Origin of the sequence: Nocardia arizonensis (assembly GCF_001310275.1) — a bacterium.
Lineage (GTDB): Bacteria > Actinomycetota > Actinomycetes > Mycobacteriales > Mycobacteriaceae > Nocardia > Nocardia arizonensis.
In genome coordinates this window covers 1-15,744 of the sequence record NZ_LGYZ01000041.1, presented here as the reverse complement: position 1 = coordinate 15,744, position 15,744 = coordinate 1, and the positions used below count along the sequence as shown (strand labels likewise).

The following is a 15,744-nucleotide window of genomic DNA, read 5'->3' as shown; positions in this document are numbered from 1 at the left end:
GCTGGCCGGATGACTGCCTTCGAGGTGTGGGCTCCGCGAGCGGGGACGGTGCGGCTCGATCTCGAGGGCCGTGCCCATCCCATGACCCGCGCGGCGCACGGCTGGTGGCGCACCGACCTGCCCGCCGCGCCGGGCGCCCGCTACGGCTATCTGCTCGACGACGATCCGACGGTGCTGCCCGATCCGCGCTCACCGCGCCAACCCGACGGCGTGCACGCGCGCTCGGCGGTGCACGAGCTCGATCGCTCGCGGTGGACCGACACGCACTGGACCGGTCGGCCGCTCGCCGGGGCGGTCTACTACGAACTGCATATCGGCGCCTTCACGCCCGAGGGCACCTTCGACGCCGCCGTCGAGCGGCTCGGCCATCTGGTCGACCTCGGCGTCACGGTGGTCGAGGTGATGCCGGTCAATGCCTTCGACGGGGTGCGCAACTGGGGCTACGACGGTGTGCTCTGGTACGCGGTGCACGAACCCTACGGCGGGCCGGACGGCTTGCAGCGATTCGTGAACGCCTGCCACGCAAGGGGTTTGGCCGTCGCGCTGGACGTGGTCTACAACCATCTCGGCCCCTCGGGCAACTACCTGCCGCGCTTCGGCCCGTATCTGACCGACGGCCGCAACACCTGGGGCCGGAGCCTGAATCTGGACGGACCCGATGCCGGTCCGGTCCGCCGCCACGTCATCGACAACGCCCTGCGCTGGCTGCGCGACTTCCATATCGACGCCCTGCGGCTGGACGCCGTGCACGCCCTGGTCGACCGCACCGCCTCCCATATACTCGCCGATCTGGCCGCCGAGACCACCGCGCTGGCCGCTCATCTGCGACGACCGCTCACGCTGATCGCCGAGAGCGATCTCAACGATCCCCGCCTGATCACCCCGCCCGCGGCGGGCGGCTACGGGCTGAGCGGGCAGTGGAACGACGATCTGCACCATGCCGTGCACACCGCGGTCTCCGGCGAGCGGCAGGGCTACTACGCCGATTTCGGGACGATGGCCACGCTGGCGCGGACCCTCACGCACGGGTTCTTCCACGCGGGCACCTATTCCAGTTTTCGCCGCCGTGTCCACGGACGCCCGCTGGATCGGAGTCTGATTCCGGCCTCGGCGCTGCTCGCCTACACCTGCACCCACGACCAGGTCGGCAATCGTGCCGTCGGCGATCGCCCGAGCGCCTATCTCGACGGCGGCCAACTGGCGATCAAGGCCGCGCTCGTGCTGTTCTCCGCCTTCACCCCGATGCTGTTCATGGGTGAGGAGTGGGGGGCGCGCACCCCGTTCCTGTACTTCACCTCCCATACCGATCCGGTGATCGGCGCCGCCACCGCGACCGGGCGCAAGGCGGAATTCGCCGAGCACGGATGGTCCACCGACGACGTGCCCGATCCGCAGGACCCGGCGACCTTCGCGCGCTCGGTCCTCGACTGGACCGAACCCGCGCGCCCTGACCATGCCCGGCTGTTCGCCTGCTACCAGGCATTGCTCGCCCTGCGCCGCGACCGGGCGGAGATCACCGATCCGTGGCTGACCCGCGTCGAGGTCGACTACGACGAGGACGACCGCTGGATCGCCGTGCGGCGCGGTCCGCTGCGGCTGCTGTGCAATCTGTCTCCCGACCCGGTGACGGTCGAGGCGCACGGGAGGGTGGTGCTGGCCTGGGACGAGTCCCCGCCCGATCCGGTCGGCGGGCGCACGGCCCTGGCCGGGCATTCCTTCCTGATCCTCGAGTGACGCAGTGATTCTCGAGTGAAACGAGTGTGCTGTGGGACCTGATCGTTGGCCTCACCAGCAGAAATGGTGATTGCCGATCTATGACGTATGCCATTACCGTTGAAAGATGAGCAACGTGGCTTCATCCGGGGATCTCGTCGAGCTACCCGAAGGGGTGGGCGGCAGCGCCGCCGCCGAGTTCGGTCCATTGGTGCGGGCGTTCGCGCGTGCCTTCGGACGCCGCAAAGGGGCCGGGGCCGCACTGGCGGTCTACCGGCACGGCGAACCCCTGATCGACATCTGGACCGGCAGACATTCCGGATCGACGCCGTGGACCGGGCAGACCGGGTCCATCGTGTTCTCGGCCACCAAGGGGATCACCGCCACCGTCATTCACCGGCTGGCCGATCGCGGACTGCTCGACTACGACGCGCCGGTCGCCGAATACTGGCCGGAATTCGCCGCCAACGGCAAGGGCGCGATCACGGTGGCGCAGGTCATGACCCACCGGGCCGGACTCTCCGGACTCGGCTCGCTCGCCACCGACATCACCGAGATGCTCGACCACCGGCTCATGGAGGAACGGCTCGCCGCCGCGGCGCCCGACCGTCTGCTCGGCGTGCCCACCTATCACGCGCTCACCTACGGATGGCTGCTGGCCGGACTCGCTCGCGCGATCACCGGACGCGGCATGGCCGAGCTGATCCGCGCCGAGGTCGCCGAACCGCTCGGCATCGACGGCATCCACCTCGGCACGCCGCCCGCGGGGGCCGCGATCGATTTCGCCCCGCTGGCGGGCAATCAACTGCGCCTGCTCGCGGGCCCGATCGGCGCCTACCTGATCGGGCGCACCTTCGGATTCCCCGGCGCGCCCGGGGCCGCCGCCCGTGCACTGCTCATGCCGGGCATCGAGGCCATGCTCGAAGGGCACGCCCCGCCCATTCTCGAGACCGAACTCGGCGCGGGCAACGGAGTGTGCACCGCGCGCGGTCTGGCCGCCATGTACACCGCGCTGGCCGATGACGGCGTGGTCGCCGGTCGCCGGTATCTGTCGGCGCGCACCATCGCCGAACTGCGCCGCATTCGCAGCTACCGGGTCGACCACGCGCTGTTCTACTTCCCGATGCTCTGGCATCTTGGCTATCACTCGATGCCCGTGCCCTACGCCCGCGACGGACTCGGCCACATCGGACTCGGCGGTTCCTTCGGCTGGGCCGAACCGCGGCTGGGACTGTCGGTGGGCTTCGTGCACAACCGCATGTCGATACCGCAGATGAGCGTGGATCAGATGGCGGCGGTGTGGCTGCTGCCGCTGCTGATGAGTTGCCTGCGCGGCGCCAAGCGGCCCACCCCCGAGATCACCCGGGAGGCGGCCGCCTAGCGCGGTCTCAGGTCAGGTAGCGGTAGGCGGGCGACCCGGGTTCGAGTCGCTCGCACCGAATTGGCGTGGCGCTCATCCGCTCCAGCAGTGCGGCGAGGCCGTCGCGCGATCCGAGTTCGATGCCGACCAGGGCGGCCCCGGTCTCGCGGTTGTTGCGCTTGACGTATTCGAACAGGGTGATGTCGTCGTCGGGACCGAGCACCTCGTTCAGGAAACGGCGCAGCGCACCGGGCTCCTGGGGGAAGTCCACCAGGAAGTAGTGCTTGAGGCCGCGGTGAACGAGCGAGCGCTCGATGATCTCGCCGTAGCGGGAGACGTCGTTGTTACCGCCGGAGACCAGGCATACCACGGTCGAACCCGGCTCGACCTCGATCTCGTGCAGTGCGGTGACCGTGAGCGCGCCCGCGGGTTCGGCGATGATGCCCTCGTTCTGGTACAGGTCCAGCATCCTGGTGCAGATGGCGCCCTCGTCGACGTGCATCATGCGGAACGAGCCCGCGCCCTCGGGGGAGTCGGTGGCGGTCAGCAGCGGCAGCGAGGCGTGCGAGACCACGCTGCCGCCGAACGCCGCCGCCGCCTGATAGGGCACCGCGCCGATGCGGCGCACCGCGGCGCCGTCGACGAACGGGTCGATCGAGGGCAGTGTCACCGGGCCGCCCGCGACCAGCGCCGCGGTCATGGACGCCGCCCCGGTCGGCTCGACGCCGAGGATGGCCGTCTCCGGCGAGCGTGCCCGCAGGTAGGTGCCGATGCCCGCGAGGCAGCCGCCGCCGCCGACCGGGACGATGACCAGGTCGGGCGCGGCGCCGAGCTGGTCGAGGATCTCGGCGGCGATGGTGCCCTGACCCGCGGCGGTGCGGGTGTCGTCGAAGGGCGGGACCATGGTCGCGCCGGTGCTTTCCACGTCCGCGGCGGCCGCGGCGGCCGCGGCGTCATAGGTTTCGCCGACCGCGATCAGTTCCACGAATTCCCCGCCGTGCGCGCGGATACGATCGCATTTCTGTTTGGGGGTTGTGGTGGGCACGTAGATGCGGCCCTTGATGCCCATGGCCTGACAGGCGAAGGCGACGCCCTGGGCGTGGTTGCCCGCGCTGGCCGCGACCACGCCCGCGGCGCGTTCATTCGGCGTGAGCTGGACGATCAGGTTGTAGGCGCCGCGGAGCTTGTACGAACGGACCGCGGTGAGGTCCTCGCGCTTCAGGTACACCCGGGCGCCGGTCGCCTTCGACAGTCTCGGGTTGAACTGGAGGGGGGTCGGCTCGATGATGTCGGCAATTCGCTTGGCGGCGGCGTCGATCTCGTCCGCGGTCAGCGGCGGACGGGAAGCGGGCATGTCATCGAGTACCTCGAGCGGATTGGACACCCGAAATATGCTGCCACCCGCCACGTCGCGTCGATGCGGCGGGTGGCCGAGACCGCCTCAGCGCGGGGTCAGGACGAACAGGGGTATCTCGCGGGTGGTCTTGGTCTGATAATTGGCGTAGTCGGGCCAGGCGGCCACGGCCCGATCCCACCAGACCGCCTTCTCCTCGCCGAAGACCTCGCGGGCGGTGTAATCCTTGTTCACCGCGCCGTCGCGGAGTTCGACATGCGGTTCGGCCTTGATGTTGTAGTACCAGACGGGGTTCTTCGGCGCGCCGCCGAGCGAGGCGACGACCGCGTACTCCCCGCCGTGCTCGATCCGCATCAGCGGGGTCTTGCGGAGTTTGCCGGTCTTCGCACCCTTGGTGGTGAGCAGGATGATCGGCTTGCCCTGTAGCGTCGCGCTCTCCGTGCCGCCGGAGTTCTCGAATTGCTCGGCCTGCTCGCGGGCCCAGTTCGATGTGCTCGGGGCATATTCTCCTGTGAGTGGCATGTATGCGGCAACGCCTGCCCGTCCCGCGGTGTTCCCGCCCTAATGTTCGGTGGACCGAACTTAGCTGTGCGTATATCCTGAATGGATGGCAGCGGGCTTTCCACATTCGGTCGATATCGCCGGTACCGCGTGGCCGGTCTACAAACTCGAGGCGGTGGCCGTCGGTCTGATCCTGTGCCTCGTGCTGGGGATGATCACGGCCTCCGCGCAGTTCGGCGTGCTCGCGGGTGCGAGTCTCGCGGCGATCCGCTGGGCGCTCGGCGCGATGGCCGCGCACCGGACGCATTCGGCGCGCGCGGGCGAGCGGGCGCTGTCCGCGCACTGACACGCCGGGCCCATCGGCCCACTGCGAGGTCGTGTCCCACCGCGCCTGCGCGGCGCACCGCTACCGGGTGCCTTGGTATTCGGCGATCCACCCGCTCTGTTCGGACCCCGCGCGCCCCGGACGTGTGGCGTGGCTTTCGGATTCGGCTCAGCGCACCAGCAGCGCCACGGGAAGACGGCCGAACAGCGTCGACAAGGTGGCCCGGCCCTGAAAGGACTGCCCGGTGAGCCGATCGGTCCAGTTGCCCGCGGGCAGATCGAGAGTGGTGTCCCCCCAACCGGATTCGACAAGTCCGACACTGTGCCGGGTGGCCGCGACGATTACCTCCGGTGCGGCGCCCGCCCGGCCCCTGGCGTAGGCCACCAGCCGATCGGCGTGATCGCCGAGGGCGAACAGCGGCAGATAGTTGCCGCCGACGAAGCAGTCCGGCCGCTCCCTGCGCAGCCAGAGCGCGTAGGCGACGATCCACATCTTTGCCGCCCCCGAAGTGTCCAATGTCGGTGTGCCGGTGAGGGATTGCAGCATGCCGATGCGCGCGGCGAAGTCCACCGGGCGGCGGTTGTCGGGATCGACGAGCGAGTCCTCCCACAGTTCGCAGCCCTGGTAGACATCCGGTACGCCCGGTCCGCACAGTTGCAGCAGTTTCTGCGCCAGCGAATCCGACCACGCGTGCGGCGCCAGGTCGTGGACGAGATCGCCGAGCTCCGATCCCACCGGTCCGTCGATGACCGCGTCGATCCAGCCGTGCACCGTCGATTCGAACTCGGCGTCGGGTTCCTCCCACGAGGTCCGGGTGCCCGCTTCGCGAATCGCTTTCTCCGCGAATAGGTGCAGGCGTTCGCGCAGACCGGGTACCGAGGAGGCCGGACGCCCGTCGGCGGGCCACACTCCGAACATGTTCTGCAGCAGGAACAGCGCGGTCGCGCCGTCCGGCGGCGGGGTCTGTTCCAGCCAGGACTCCACCGACCGCGCCCAGATGCCCGCCGCCTGTGACAGCACGCCGATGCGCGCTCGCACATCCTCGCCGCGTTTGGTGTCGTGGGTCGACAGTGTCGTCATGGTGGCGGGCCAGCGTTCGGCGCGCTCGGTATTCGCCAGGTGGAATTCGTTGAGCGAGTGCCCGAACCGGGCCGGATTGCCGCCGACCTCCTGGAGCGAGACCAGCCGCGCGCCCTGGTAGAACATGGTGTCCTCGACCGCCTTGGCGGTGATCGCGCCGCACACCTGACCGAAGCGCACGGCCGCCTCGCCCTTGGCCGCCAGCGCCGTCACCAGCACCGACAGCGGCACCGTGAGTTCGCTGTTGCGCTTCTCCACCTCCGCGACCACCGCACCGGTCATGCCCGCCAACGGCGCGTAGTCGGCCCGGTAGACCGGCATGAAGGCCAGCACCTCGATGGTGGCATTGGTCAACGCCAGTGTGTCGAAACTGTCGGCGACCGCGTCGCGTTTGATGGCGGCGACCAGCCGCCGCACCTCGGGAGCCAGAATGCTCTCGGCCACCGCGCGTTTGATCCGGTGCTCGGTCTCTCCGACCCAGGCCCGGTCGCTGCCGTGTCCGGCGAAACGCCGCGACAGCTCGGTGAGCACCTGTTCGCCCTCGGGATCGATGAGCACACCGCCGAGTCCGGCCAGCGCGTCGTAGCCGGTGGTGCCGTCCACCGGCAGTGTCGCGTCCAGCGGTTCGCGATTGGCCAGGATCTTCTCGACCAGCAGCAGCCGCTGTGGTCCGATGACCCGGCGCAGGCGGGCCAGGTAGGAACTCGGATCGGACAGGCCGTCGGGATGGTCGATCCGCACACCGTCGATGAGATCGTGTTCGCACCACGCGGCCAGTTCGCGGTGGCTGATCTCGAAGACCTCGGGATCCTCCTGGCGGATGGCCGCCAGACTGCTCACCGCGAAGAAACGCCGGTAGGTGCACACCCCGGCCTTCCAGCTCACCAGCCGGTAGTGCTGTCTATCGTGGATGCGCAGCGCGTTGTCGCCGTCGGTGCCGGGGGCGATCGGGAAGCGCAGATCGTGCAGCGCCAGCATCGGTTCCGCCCCGGACCGGTCCACGGTGAGCGCGGCGGGATCGTTGTCGTTCTGGAGTACCGGCAGCGCCAGCCGCCCGCCCGCCCCGTTGCCCGAACTCCAGTCGATGTCGAAGAAGTGCTGGAAGCTCGATTCGCGGCCGTTGCGCAGCACATCCCACCACCACGGGTTCTGCCGTGGATCGGCCACACCCACGTGATTGGGCACCAGGTCGACGATCAATCCCATGCCGCGGCTGCGCACCTCGTCCGAGAGCGCCTTGAGTCCGGCGGGGCCGCCGAGTGCGGCGGCGACGGTGGTGGGGTCGACCACGTCGTAACCGTGCGTCGAGCCGTGCGTCGCGGTCAGGATCGGTGACAGGTACAGATGCGAGATACCCAGTTGCTGAAGGTATTCCGCGATCGTACGGGCGTCGGCGAAGGTCAGCGTGTCCGGTCGCAGCTGCAATCGGTAGGTGCTGCGTACCGCGGTGGTCCGCGCTCTGGTCTCGGTTTCACCCAATGGATCGCGGTCGCGGCGGGTCACGTGTGATGCGGTCATGAGCGTGGCGGTTGGACGGTGCAGTGCAGGACGAGTAGGCAGCGATCCGGCACGGGCACGGTGGCCGCGGCGGGGTAGGTGGCCTCGGAACGGCCGTCGGGCATCGAACAGTCCAGTGCCACGACCCATTCCGCGCCGTAGTCGATATCGGGCAGGACGAAGTCGATGCCGGAATCGTGCGCGTTGAAGCACAGCAGGAACGAGTCGTCGGTGATGCGCTCGCCGCGGGGACCGGGCTCGGGGATGCCGAGGCCGTTCAGGTAGACGGCCAGCGACTTGCCGAAACCGCTGTCCCAATCGGCGGGGGTCATCTCCTCACCCGCGGGCGTCAGCCAGGCGATGTCGTGCGCCTGGTCCCTGGGTCGGATCGGGCGGCCCGCGAAGAAGCGGCGACGCCGGAACACCGGGTGGGCGGTGCGCAGCGCGATTACGGTGCGGGTGAACTCGAGCAGGTCGGCGTTCTTGTGCACGAGTGACCAGTCCATCCAGGACAGTTCCGAATCCTGGCAGTAGACATTGTTGTTGCCCAGTTGGGTGCGTCCCATCTCGTCGCCGTGCGCCAGCATCGGCGTGCCTTGCGACAGCATCAGTGTCGCCATCAGATTCCGGGACTGCTTGGCGCGCAACGCGAGAATGTCGGTATCGTCGGTCGGACCCTCGACACCGCAGTTCCAGGACCGGTTGTGGCTCTCGCCGTCGCGGTTGTCCTCGCCATTGGCCTGATTGTGTTTCTCGTTGTAGGACACCAGATCCCGCAGCGTGAAACCGTCGTGTGCGGTGATGAAGTTGATACTCGCGCTCGGGCGGCGGCCGGTGGCCTCGTACAGATCCGAGGAACCGGTGAGGCGGGAGGCGAATTCACCGAGTGTCGCCGGTTCGCCGCGCCAGTAGTCCCGGACGGTGTCGCGGTATTTGCCGTTCCACTCGGTCCACTGGCCGGGGAAGTTGCCGACCTGGTAGCCGCCCTCGCCGACATCCCACGGTTCGGCGATCAGCTTGACCTGGCTGACCACCGGATCCTGCTGTACGAGATCGAAGAACGTGGACAGTTTGTCCACGTCGTGCAGTTCGCGGGCCAGGGTGGCGGCCAGGTCGAAGCGGAACCCGTCGACGTGCATGTCCAGAATCCAGTACCGCAGGGAATCCATGATCAGTTGCAGCGTGTGTGGATGCCGGACGTTGAGGCTGTTGCCGGTGCCGGTGTAGTCCATGTACTTCGACGGGTCCTGGTCGACCAGCCGGTAGTAGGCGGCATTGTCGATGCCGCGGAAGGCGATGGTCGGCCCGAGATGATTGCCCTCGGCGGTGTGGTTGTAGACCACGTCGAGGATCACCTCGATGCCCTCGGCGTGCAGTGCCCGCACCATGGCCTTGAATTCGGTGACCGCGGCGCCGCCGCGCGGACTGGCGGCATAACCGTTGTGCGGGGCCAGATAGCCGAAACTGTTGTAGCCCCAGTAGTTTCGCAGGCCCTGACCGAGCAGGACCTGGTCGTGCAGGAACTGGTGCACCGGCATGAGCTCGATGGCGGTGATGCCAAGCCCCTTCAGATGGTCGATGATCGCCGGATGCGCGATGCCGGCGTAGGTGCCGCGCAATTCCTCCGGGATGTCGGGATGCGTCATCGTCATACCCTTGACGTGCGCCTCGTAGATCACCGTCTCGTGGTAGGGCCGGTTCGGCGGCCGGTCCGCGCCCCAGTCGAAGAATGGGTTGATCACCACGCCGGTCATGGTGTGCCCCAACGAATCCAGGCCGAAAGTGTAGAGCGAGGGGTCGTCGTCGAATTCGCCGTCGAACGCCTTGCCGTACGGATCGAGCAGCAATTTGCTCGGGTCGCAACGCAATCCCCGCTCCGGGGCGTACGGACCGTGCACCCGGAATCCGTAGCGCTGTCCGGGACCGATCGTCGGCAGATAGGCGTGCCAGACGTGAGTGTCGACCTCCTCGAGGGCGATTCGGGTCTCGCCGCCCTCGCGCCCGATCAGGCACAGGTCGACCGCTTCGGCCACCTCGGAGAACACCGAGAAATTGGTTCCGGCGCCGTCGTAGGTAGCGCCCAGCGGATAGGGGTTGCCCGGCCACACACCGAGTGGTGTCAGGTCACCGGGCGCTGAGTCGGGCTCTGGCATAGGAACGACACTAGCGGCACCGGCGCGATCGCTCTCGCGGGTGGGCGCGACCGAATGCGTCCGTGCAGGTCAGGGCGCGATGGGGGTCGTGTGACCGGTGGCAGGCACGGCGGTCCGCGCGGTCACAGCGCACGCCGCCAGGTCTGGCCGAGCAGATCGTGGCCGAAGCTGCGATGCGGACTCGATTCCACCAGTTCGAATCCGTGCCGCTGATAGATGCGGCGGGCCGAGGTGAGCACGTCGTTGGTCCACAGCACCATCTCGCGGTATCCGGCTTCGGCGGCGAAGCGCACGCACCGCCGCACCAGCGCGGTCCCGACGCCGTGACCGCGCGCGCTCGGTTCCACCAGCAGCAGTCGCAGCCGGGCCACCGTGTCGGTCTCGGCCACACAGAAGACACTGCCGACCGGCGCGCCGTCGATCTCGGCTATCCACGCCCGTTCCCTGCGCTCGTCGCGATCGTGCAGGAAATCGGCCACGATCCGCGCGACCAGTGCCTCGTAATCGGCGTTCCAACCGTATTCGCGCGCGTACAGCGCGGCATTGCGCCCGACGACCCAGCCGTAGTCGCCCGCCCGCGGCTCCCGGAGTACGGGTTCGCCGCGCCGCGCCCCGTCGTCGAGTATCCGGTGGATGGTCCGCATCGCCGCCAGCAGTTCGGCGCGTTCGTCCGCCGGATGCGGCGCGAGCAGGGCGGCGACATCCGCGCCCGAGCGCCGGTCCAGTTCGGCGAATTCGGCGCGGCCGCGATCGGTGAGCCGGACCTCCTGGCGGCGGGCATCGGATTCGCGGCGACGACATTCGATCAGCCCGCGCCGCTCGAATCGGCGCAGTATACGGCTGAGATAGCCGGGGTCGAGGTCCAGCGTCCGCCGCAGCCGGGCGGTTTCGGTGAAATCCGCGGCCGCGAGTTCGAAGAGGACACGCGCGTCGGTGAGGGAGTACTCGGTATCGTGCAGACCTTCTCCCAGTACCCCGATGACCTTGGTGTACTGCCGGTTGAACCGCCGGACCGTGGCGATGTCGCCGGGTGCGACGGCGGTGGGCGTCTCGCGGTGTCGGTGCACGATGTCCCCTATTCTTTGACTGAGTCAAAGAATAGGCCAGGCCCGTGCGGCGCGGGGAGCCTTTCGGCGGATCGGCCGCCCGCGCCGGATGGTAACTTGAACGTCGTTCAAGTCGGGCCGGATGTCGGCTCGATCGATCGATTCGACGAGGACAGCCGTGGTACCTACCCCGGACCGGCGCGCCGCCGCGCTCACCGCCGCCGAGATCACCGCCATCGACGCCGCGCACGTCTGGCATCCCTACGGCGGCTTCCCGGCCGCCACCGACCCGCTGGTCGTCGTCGAGGCCGCGGGCACCCGGCTGACCCTCGCCGACGGGCGGCAACTGGTCGACGGTATGAGTTCTTGGTGGGCCGCGGTGCACGGCTACCGCCATCCGAGACTGGATGCGGCACTGCTGGAGCAGTCGCGGCGCATGAGCCACGTGATGTTCGGCGGACTGACCCACGAGCCCGCCGCCCGGCTGGCGCGGCTGCTGGTCGAGCACACCCCGGCCGGACTGGACAAGGTCTTCCTGTGCGATTCGGGATCGGTGTCGGTCGAGGTCGCGGTGAAGATGTGTCTGCAATACTGGCGCGCCCGCGGCCTACCGGGTAAGCGCCGACTGCTGACCTGGCGCGGCGGCTATCACGGCGACACCTTCACACCCATGAGCGTGTGCGATCCCGAGGGCGGCATGCACGCGTTGTGGACCGATGTCCTGGCCGAGCAGGTCTTCGTCCCCGCCCCGCCGCGCGATCACCGTCGCGACTACGTCGCCGAGGTGGCGCGCACGGTGGCCGAGCACGCCGACGAACTGGCCGCGATCATCGTGGAGCCGGTCGTGCAGGGCGCGGGCGGTATGCGCTGGCACGATCCCCGCTATCTCACCGACCTGCGCGCCCTGTGCGACGCGCACGACATCCTGCTGGTCTTCGACGAGATCGCCACCGGTTTCGGGCGCACGGGGGAGTTCTTCGCCGCCGACCACGCCGGTGTCGCGCCGGATGTCATGTGCGTCGGCAAGGCCATAACCGGCGGCTATCTCACCCTCGCCGCGACCCTGTGCACCGAATCCCTCGCCGCGACCATCAGCGCCGCGCACGGCGGACTCATGCATGGGCCGACCTTCATGGGGAATCCGCTGGCCTGCGCCGTGGCCGTCGCCTCGATCGAATTGCTGTCGGACGGCGACTGGCGCGGTGCGGTGCGGCGGATCGAATCGGAGCTGACCGATGGCCTCGCACCCGCTCGCGACCTGCCAGGCGTGGTCGACGTGCGGGTGCTCGGCGCGATCGGCGTGATCGAGACGGCCGCGCCGGTCGACATGCGCCGCGCCACCGATGCCGCGGTGGCGGCGGGCGCGTGGCTGCGGCCGTTCCGCAATCTCGTCTACTGCATGCCGCCGTTCATCAGCGACAGCGCCGATATCGCGACCATCACCGCGGCGATGGTCTCGGCGGCGGCGAGTTGAGCGACGCTCAGGCGATCCACGGGGGCAGTACCGGCTCCGCGCCGCCAGGAGTCCGGGCCATCGCGCCCGCCGGCGCGGCGACGATGGCGGTGAAGCCACTGTCGCCGCCGGAGATCTGGCGCCACCGATCGGCGTGCAGGACGACGGTGTCCCCCTCGGCCGCGGTGAGTTCGGTGTCGTCGAGGTCCACGGTGATGCGGCCGTGCACCACGGTCCAGATCTGGTCGGCGTCGATGGCGTGCCGCGGTCCCGAGGCGCCGGGCCCGACCTCCACGCGCCAGAGTGCGAGTCCGGCCTCGCCTTGCGTGGGGGATGCGAGGGTGGTCATGACGCCGCCGGGGGTTTCGGTGCGTCGGGTTTCGGTGTGGCGGATGACGGTCATGGTCCCGAGGTCTCCTAAGATCGACAACTATATTGTCTATATGGTTAATGAGGTTGTCTATCATGTCAAGTGACTCCGGCGGCTACGAGCTGCCGCTGCGACTGCTGCTCGGCTTCCGCGTCATCATCGACGAGGTGCACGCGGAACTGGCCGAATGCGGCCACCCCGAGCTGCGGCCACTGCACGGCTTCGTCTTCCAGGCGATCGGCCGGACGCCGGGAGGTTGTACCGCCGCCGATCTCGGCCGGGCGCTGGGTGTGTCGAAACAGGCCGCGGGTAAACACATCGACACCCTCGAACGGCTCGGCTATCTGCGCCGCGGCCACGATCCGGCCGACGCCAGGCGCAAGGTCTACACCCTCACCGACCGTGCCGTCGACGCGCTGGTGATCTCGGAGCGCACCTTCGACCGGGTCCACCGGCACTGGGCGCGGCGACTCGGCGCCGATCGGCTCGACGCGCTCGAACGCGATCTGCGCGCGGTCACACCGGCTGAACTGTTCCGCTTCGACACACCGCAGTGGTTCGCCTGACGCGGGAACGAGACCGCGGTCGGAAATACGCCCGATTTCCTCCTGAACGACGTTCAAGTATGCTGCGGAGCTGTGAGTATCGATCCGCTGAGCTGGTTGGACGAGCGCGCTTCCGACCGGATGGGCGCCGGATTGCACCGTGAACTGCGCCCGCGCGAGCCGCGGTCGACATCCATCGATCTGGCTTCCAACGACTATCTGGGCCTGAGCCGCCATCCCGAGGTCATCGAGGGCGCGGCCGAATCGCTGCGCCGTTGGGGCACCGGATCCACCGGCTCCCGGCTGGTCACCGGAACCACGGCCGAACATGAACAGCTGGAAGCCGAACTCGCCGAATTCGTCGGCGCTCCGACCGGACTCGTCTTCGCCTCCGGATACGCCGCCAACCTCGGTGTGGTGACCGCGCTGTCCGGGCGCGGCAGTCTGGTCGTCTCCGACGCGGGCAGTCACGCCTCCCTGATCGACGCATGTCGACTGTCGCGCGCGCGGGTCGAGATCGCACCGCATCGCGATGTCGCGGCGGTGGACCGGCTGCTGTCCACGCGCGCCGAGGAGCGCGCGCTGGTACTGACCGATTCGGTCTTCAGCGCCGATGGCGACCTCGCTCCCTTGGCCGAACTGCATCGGGTCACCAGGGCGAACGGCGCGATCCTCGTGGTCGACGAAGCGCACGGGATCGGTGTGCGCGGTGACGGCGGACGCGGCCTGGTACAGGAAGTCGGCCTCGACGGTGAGCCGGACCTGGTGATCACCGCGACACTGTCCAAGGCATTGGCCGCGCAGGGCGGCGCGGTACTCGGCGACGCTCGGGTGCGCGCACACCTGATCGACACCGCTCGCACCTTCATCTTCGACACCGGACTCGCCCCCGCCGCCGTCGGCGCGGCCCGCGCCGCGCTACGGCTGCTGCGCCGCGAACCCGCGATGGCCGATCGGGTACTCGAACGCGCCGCCGACATCGCGCGCGTCGCGGGCGTGCCCGCGCCGGACTCGGCCGTGGTCTCGGTGGTGCTCGGTTCCGCCGAGGTCGCGTACGCCGCGGCGCGGGAGTGTCGGACCCGCGGGCTCGACGTCGGATGTTTCCGTCCGCCCTCCGTGCCCGCGGGCACCTCGCGGCTGCGGCTGACCGCCCGCGCCGACCTCACCCCCGCCGAGCTGGCGACCATCGCGACGGTGCTGGGCGAGGTGCTGGCCGGTGCGCGCGGACCGGCGGTGCCCGCGTGAGTGTGCTGCTGATCACCGGAACCTCCACCGGCGTGGGCAAGACCGTGGTCACCGCCGCGCTCGGCGCAGCGGCCAGGGCTGCTGGACTCTCGGTCGCGGTCTGTAAACCGGCGCAGACCGGCGTCACGCCGGGCGAACCGGGCGACCTCGCGGAGATCGAGCGCCTGGGCGGCGCGGTGAAAACCCTCGAATTGGCCCGCTATCCGCATCCGCTCGCGCCCGACACCGCCGCGCGACGCTGCGGACAGCCGCTACTGACCCTCGCCGAGACAGCGGCCGCGGTCGACGGACTGCGGGGTGCCGACCTCACCCTGGTCGAGGGTGCGGGTGGCCTGCTCGTGCGGTTGGGCGAGTTCACGCTGATCGACCTCGCCCGCGAACTCGGCGCACCGGTGTTGGTGGTCACGGCCGCGGGCCTGGGCACCCTCAATCACACCGAACTCACCACCGACGCGCTGCGCGCCGCGGGTGTCGGCTGTGCGGGACTCGTCATCGGCGCGTGGCCGGACGAGCCGGATCTGGCCGCCGAATGCAATCTCGCGGATCTGCCGCGGGTCACCGGAGTCGACTTGGTCGGCAGGATTCCCTCCGGTGCGGGAGGATGGGACCGACAACGGTTCGCCGCCGCCGCGCCGGGATGGTTCATTCCTCGAATCATGGCCCCCTACCAGGCGATTTGACATCGTGCACACGGCTACGTAGCTTTGTTCAAGTCAGAGCGACACGGACACCGACCCGGAGCCGACACGCAGAGCCTGAACGGCTCAGCGCGGGCCTGGGAAACGAGGTTGTACGGGGAGCGCCTGGCGGTCACACTGGTTTGGTTGGGTGCCTGATTTTGTGTCGGGTGTTTAGCTGAGCTAAGCTGGAAAAGTTGCCTCACTGATCGATCGGGTTGATTCCTGTGAGTTGGTGTGTGCGTGTGTTCTTTGAGAACTCAATAGTGTGTCGATGAATGTCAGTGCCAAATTTTTTTTTTGGTTCCCATTCTTTTCATGCCCCCGTGTGGGAGGGTGGGACATTTTTTGTCAGCTTTTATGCTGGTTTTTGTTTTTTGCTGGGTTTTCGGACTCGAGTAGGTACTTTTGATTGCGCCCTTTTT

Annotated in this window: 13 protein-coding genes; 7 read left to right on the top strand and 6 right to left on the bottom strand. The window is 68.7% G+C overall.

The window, feature by feature from the left end; all coding sequences use genetic code 11:
- The first annotated feature begins 9 nt into the window (after positions 1–9).
- A complete protein-coding gene (gene treZ / locus APZ21_RS06235; RefSeq protein ID WP_054812264.1) occupies positions 10–1,734 on the top strand; it encodes a malto-oligosyltrehalose trehalohydrolase in 1,725 nt (574 codons plus the stop codon).
- A 106-nt stretch (positions 1,735–1,840) separates the two neighbouring features.
- Positions 1,841–3,094, top strand: a complete 1,254-nt coding sequence (locus APZ21_RS06230) for a serine hydrolase domain-containing protein (protein ID WP_054812263.1) — start codon at positions 1,841–1,843, stop codon at positions 3,092–3,094.
- A 7-nt stretch (positions 3,095–3,101) separates the two neighbouring features.
- On the opposite strand, the gene ilvA is transcribed toward APZ21_RS06230, so the two are convergent.
- Together ilvA and APZ21_RS06220 are read right to left on the bottom strand one after the other, a co-directional pair.
- Positions 3,102–4,427, bottom strand: a complete 1,326-nt coding sequence (ilvA, locus tag APZ21_RS06225; RefSeq protein ID WP_054812276.1) for a threonine ammonia-lyase IlvA — start codon at positions 4,425–4,427, stop codon at positions 3,102–3,104.
- An 87-nt stretch (positions 4,428–4,514) separates the two neighbouring features.
- Entirely contained in the window at positions 4,515–4,949 is a 435-nt protein-coding gene (locus APZ21_RS06220; protein WP_054812262.1) for a nitroreductase family deazaflavin-dependent oxidoreductase, read from the bottom strand.
- Between the two features lie 85 nt (positions 4,950–5,034).
- Between APZ21_RS06220 and APZ21_RS06215 the strand changes: the two genes are divergently transcribed.
- Positions 5,035–5,274 carry a hypothetical protein gene (locus APZ21_RS06215; RefSeq protein WP_054812261.1) on the top strand — a complete coding sequence of 80 codons (240 nt, stop codon included), beginning with the start codon at positions 5,035–5,037 and terminating at the stop codon, positions 5,272–5,274.
- Between the two features lie 147 nt (positions 5,275–5,421).
- On the opposite strand, the gene treY is transcribed toward APZ21_RS06215, so the two are convergent.
- From treY to APZ21_RS06200, 3 genes are all read right to left on the bottom strand, one after another.
- Complete coding sequence (gene treY / locus APZ21_RS06210) at positions 5,422–7,851, bottom strand: malto-oligosyltrehalose synthase (protein WP_082392879.1); 2,430 nt, start codon at positions 7,849–7,851, stop codon at positions 5,422–5,424.
- A complete protein-coding gene (glgX, locus tag APZ21_RS06205) occupies positions 7,848–9,983 on the bottom strand; it encodes a glycogen debranching protein GlgX (protein ID WP_054812260.1) in 2,136 nt (711 codons plus the stop codon). Before glgX ends, treY begins: the two co-directional genes overlap by 4 nt.
- 122 nt (positions 9,984–10,105) lie before the next feature.
- The gene (locus tag APZ21_RS06200) at positions 10,106–11,050 is read right to left on the bottom strand and encodes a bifunctional helix-turn-helix transcriptional regulator/GNAT family N-acetyltransferase (RefSeq protein ID WP_204249050.1); all 945 of its coding nucleotides are present in this window, start codon (positions 11,048–11,050) and stop codon (positions 10,106–10,108) included.
- A 157-nt stretch (positions 11,051–11,207) separates the two neighbouring features.
- On the opposite strand from APZ21_RS06200, the gene APZ21_RS06195 reads away from it, so the two are divergent.
- Complete coding sequence (locus tag APZ21_RS06195; RefSeq protein WP_239476505.1) at positions 11,208–12,503, top strand: adenosylmethionine--8-amino-7-oxononanoate transaminase; 1,296 nt, start codon at positions 11,208–11,210, stop codon at positions 12,501–12,503.
- A gap of 7 nt (positions 12,504–12,510) precedes the next feature.
- On the opposite strand, the gene APZ21_RS06190 is transcribed toward APZ21_RS06195, so the two are convergent.
- Positions 12,511–12,885: a cupin domain-containing protein gene (locus APZ21_RS06190; protein WP_054812258.1), complete on the bottom strand. Its 375-nt coding sequence runs from the start codon at positions 12,883–12,885 to the stop codon at positions 12,511–12,513.
- A 62-nt stretch (positions 12,886–12,947) separates the two neighbouring features.
- Between APZ21_RS06190 and APZ21_RS06185 the strand changes: the two genes are divergently transcribed.
- The 3 genes from APZ21_RS06185 (at position 12,948) to bioD (ending at position 15,322) form a co-directional block, all read left to right on the top strand.
- The gene (locus APZ21_RS06185; protein ID WP_156370761.1) at positions 12,948–13,418 is read left to right on the top strand and encodes a MarR family winged helix-turn-helix transcriptional regulator; all 471 of its coding nucleotides are present in this window, start codon (positions 12,948–12,950) and stop codon (positions 13,416–13,418) included.
- 120 nt (positions 13,419–13,538) lie between these two features.
- Positions 13,539–14,642: an 8-amino-7-oxononanoate synthase gene (locus APZ21_RS06180; RefSeq protein WP_082392883.1), complete on the top strand. Its 1,104-nt coding sequence runs from the start codon at positions 13,539–13,541 to the stop codon at positions 14,640–14,642.
- Positions 14,639–15,322: a dethiobiotin synthase gene (gene bioD, locus APZ21_RS06175; RefSeq protein ID WP_054812256.1), complete on the top strand. Its 684-nt coding sequence runs from the start codon at positions 14,639–14,641 to the stop codon at positions 15,320–15,322. Before APZ21_RS06180 ends, bioD begins: the two co-directional genes overlap by 4 nt.
- Positions 15,323–15,744: the final 422 nt, after the last annotated feature.

Excerpts from the sequence above, each read along its gene's own strand:
- APZ21_RS06220 (WP_054812262.1), bottom strand. The coding sequence starts at position 4,949 with ATGCCACTCACAGGAGAATATGCCCCGAGCACATCGAACTGGGCCCGC.
- glgX (WP_054812260.1), bottom strand. The coding sequence starts at position 9,983 with ATGCCAGAGCCCGACTCAGCGCCCGGTGACCTGACACCACTCGGTGTG.
- APZ21_RS06230 (WP_054812263.1), top strand. The coding sequence starts at position 1,841 with ATGAGCAACGTGGCTTCATCCGGGGATCTCGTCGAGCTACCCGAAGGG.
- treY (WP_082392879.1), bottom strand. The coding sequence starts at position 7,851 with ATGACCGCATCACACGTGACCCGCCGCGACCGCGATCCATTGGGTGAA.
- APZ21_RS06180 (WP_082392883.1), top strand. The coding sequence starts at position 13,539 with ATGGGCGCCGGATTGCACCGTGAACTGCGCCCGCGCGAGCCGCGGTCG.
- APZ21_RS06190 (WP_054812258.1), bottom strand. The coding sequence starts at position 12,885 with ATGACCGTCATCCGCCACACCGAAACCCGACGCACCGAAACCCCCGGC.
- APZ21_RS06185 (WP_156370761.1), top strand. The coding sequence starts at position 12,948 with ATGTCAAGTGACTCCGGCGGCTACGAGCTGCCGCTGCGACTGCTGCTC.
- treZ (WP_054812264.1), top strand. The coding sequence starts at position 10 with ATGACTGCCTTCGAGGTGTGGGCTCCGCGAGCGGGGACGGTGCGGCTC.
- ilvA (WP_054812276.1), bottom strand. The coding sequence starts at position 4,427 with ATGCCCGCTTCCCGTCCGCCGCTGACCGCGGACGAGATCGACGCCGCC.
- APZ21_RS06215 (WP_054812261.1), top strand. The coding sequence starts at position 5,035 with ATGGCAGCGGGCTTTCCACATTCGGTCGATATCGCCGGTACCGCGTGG.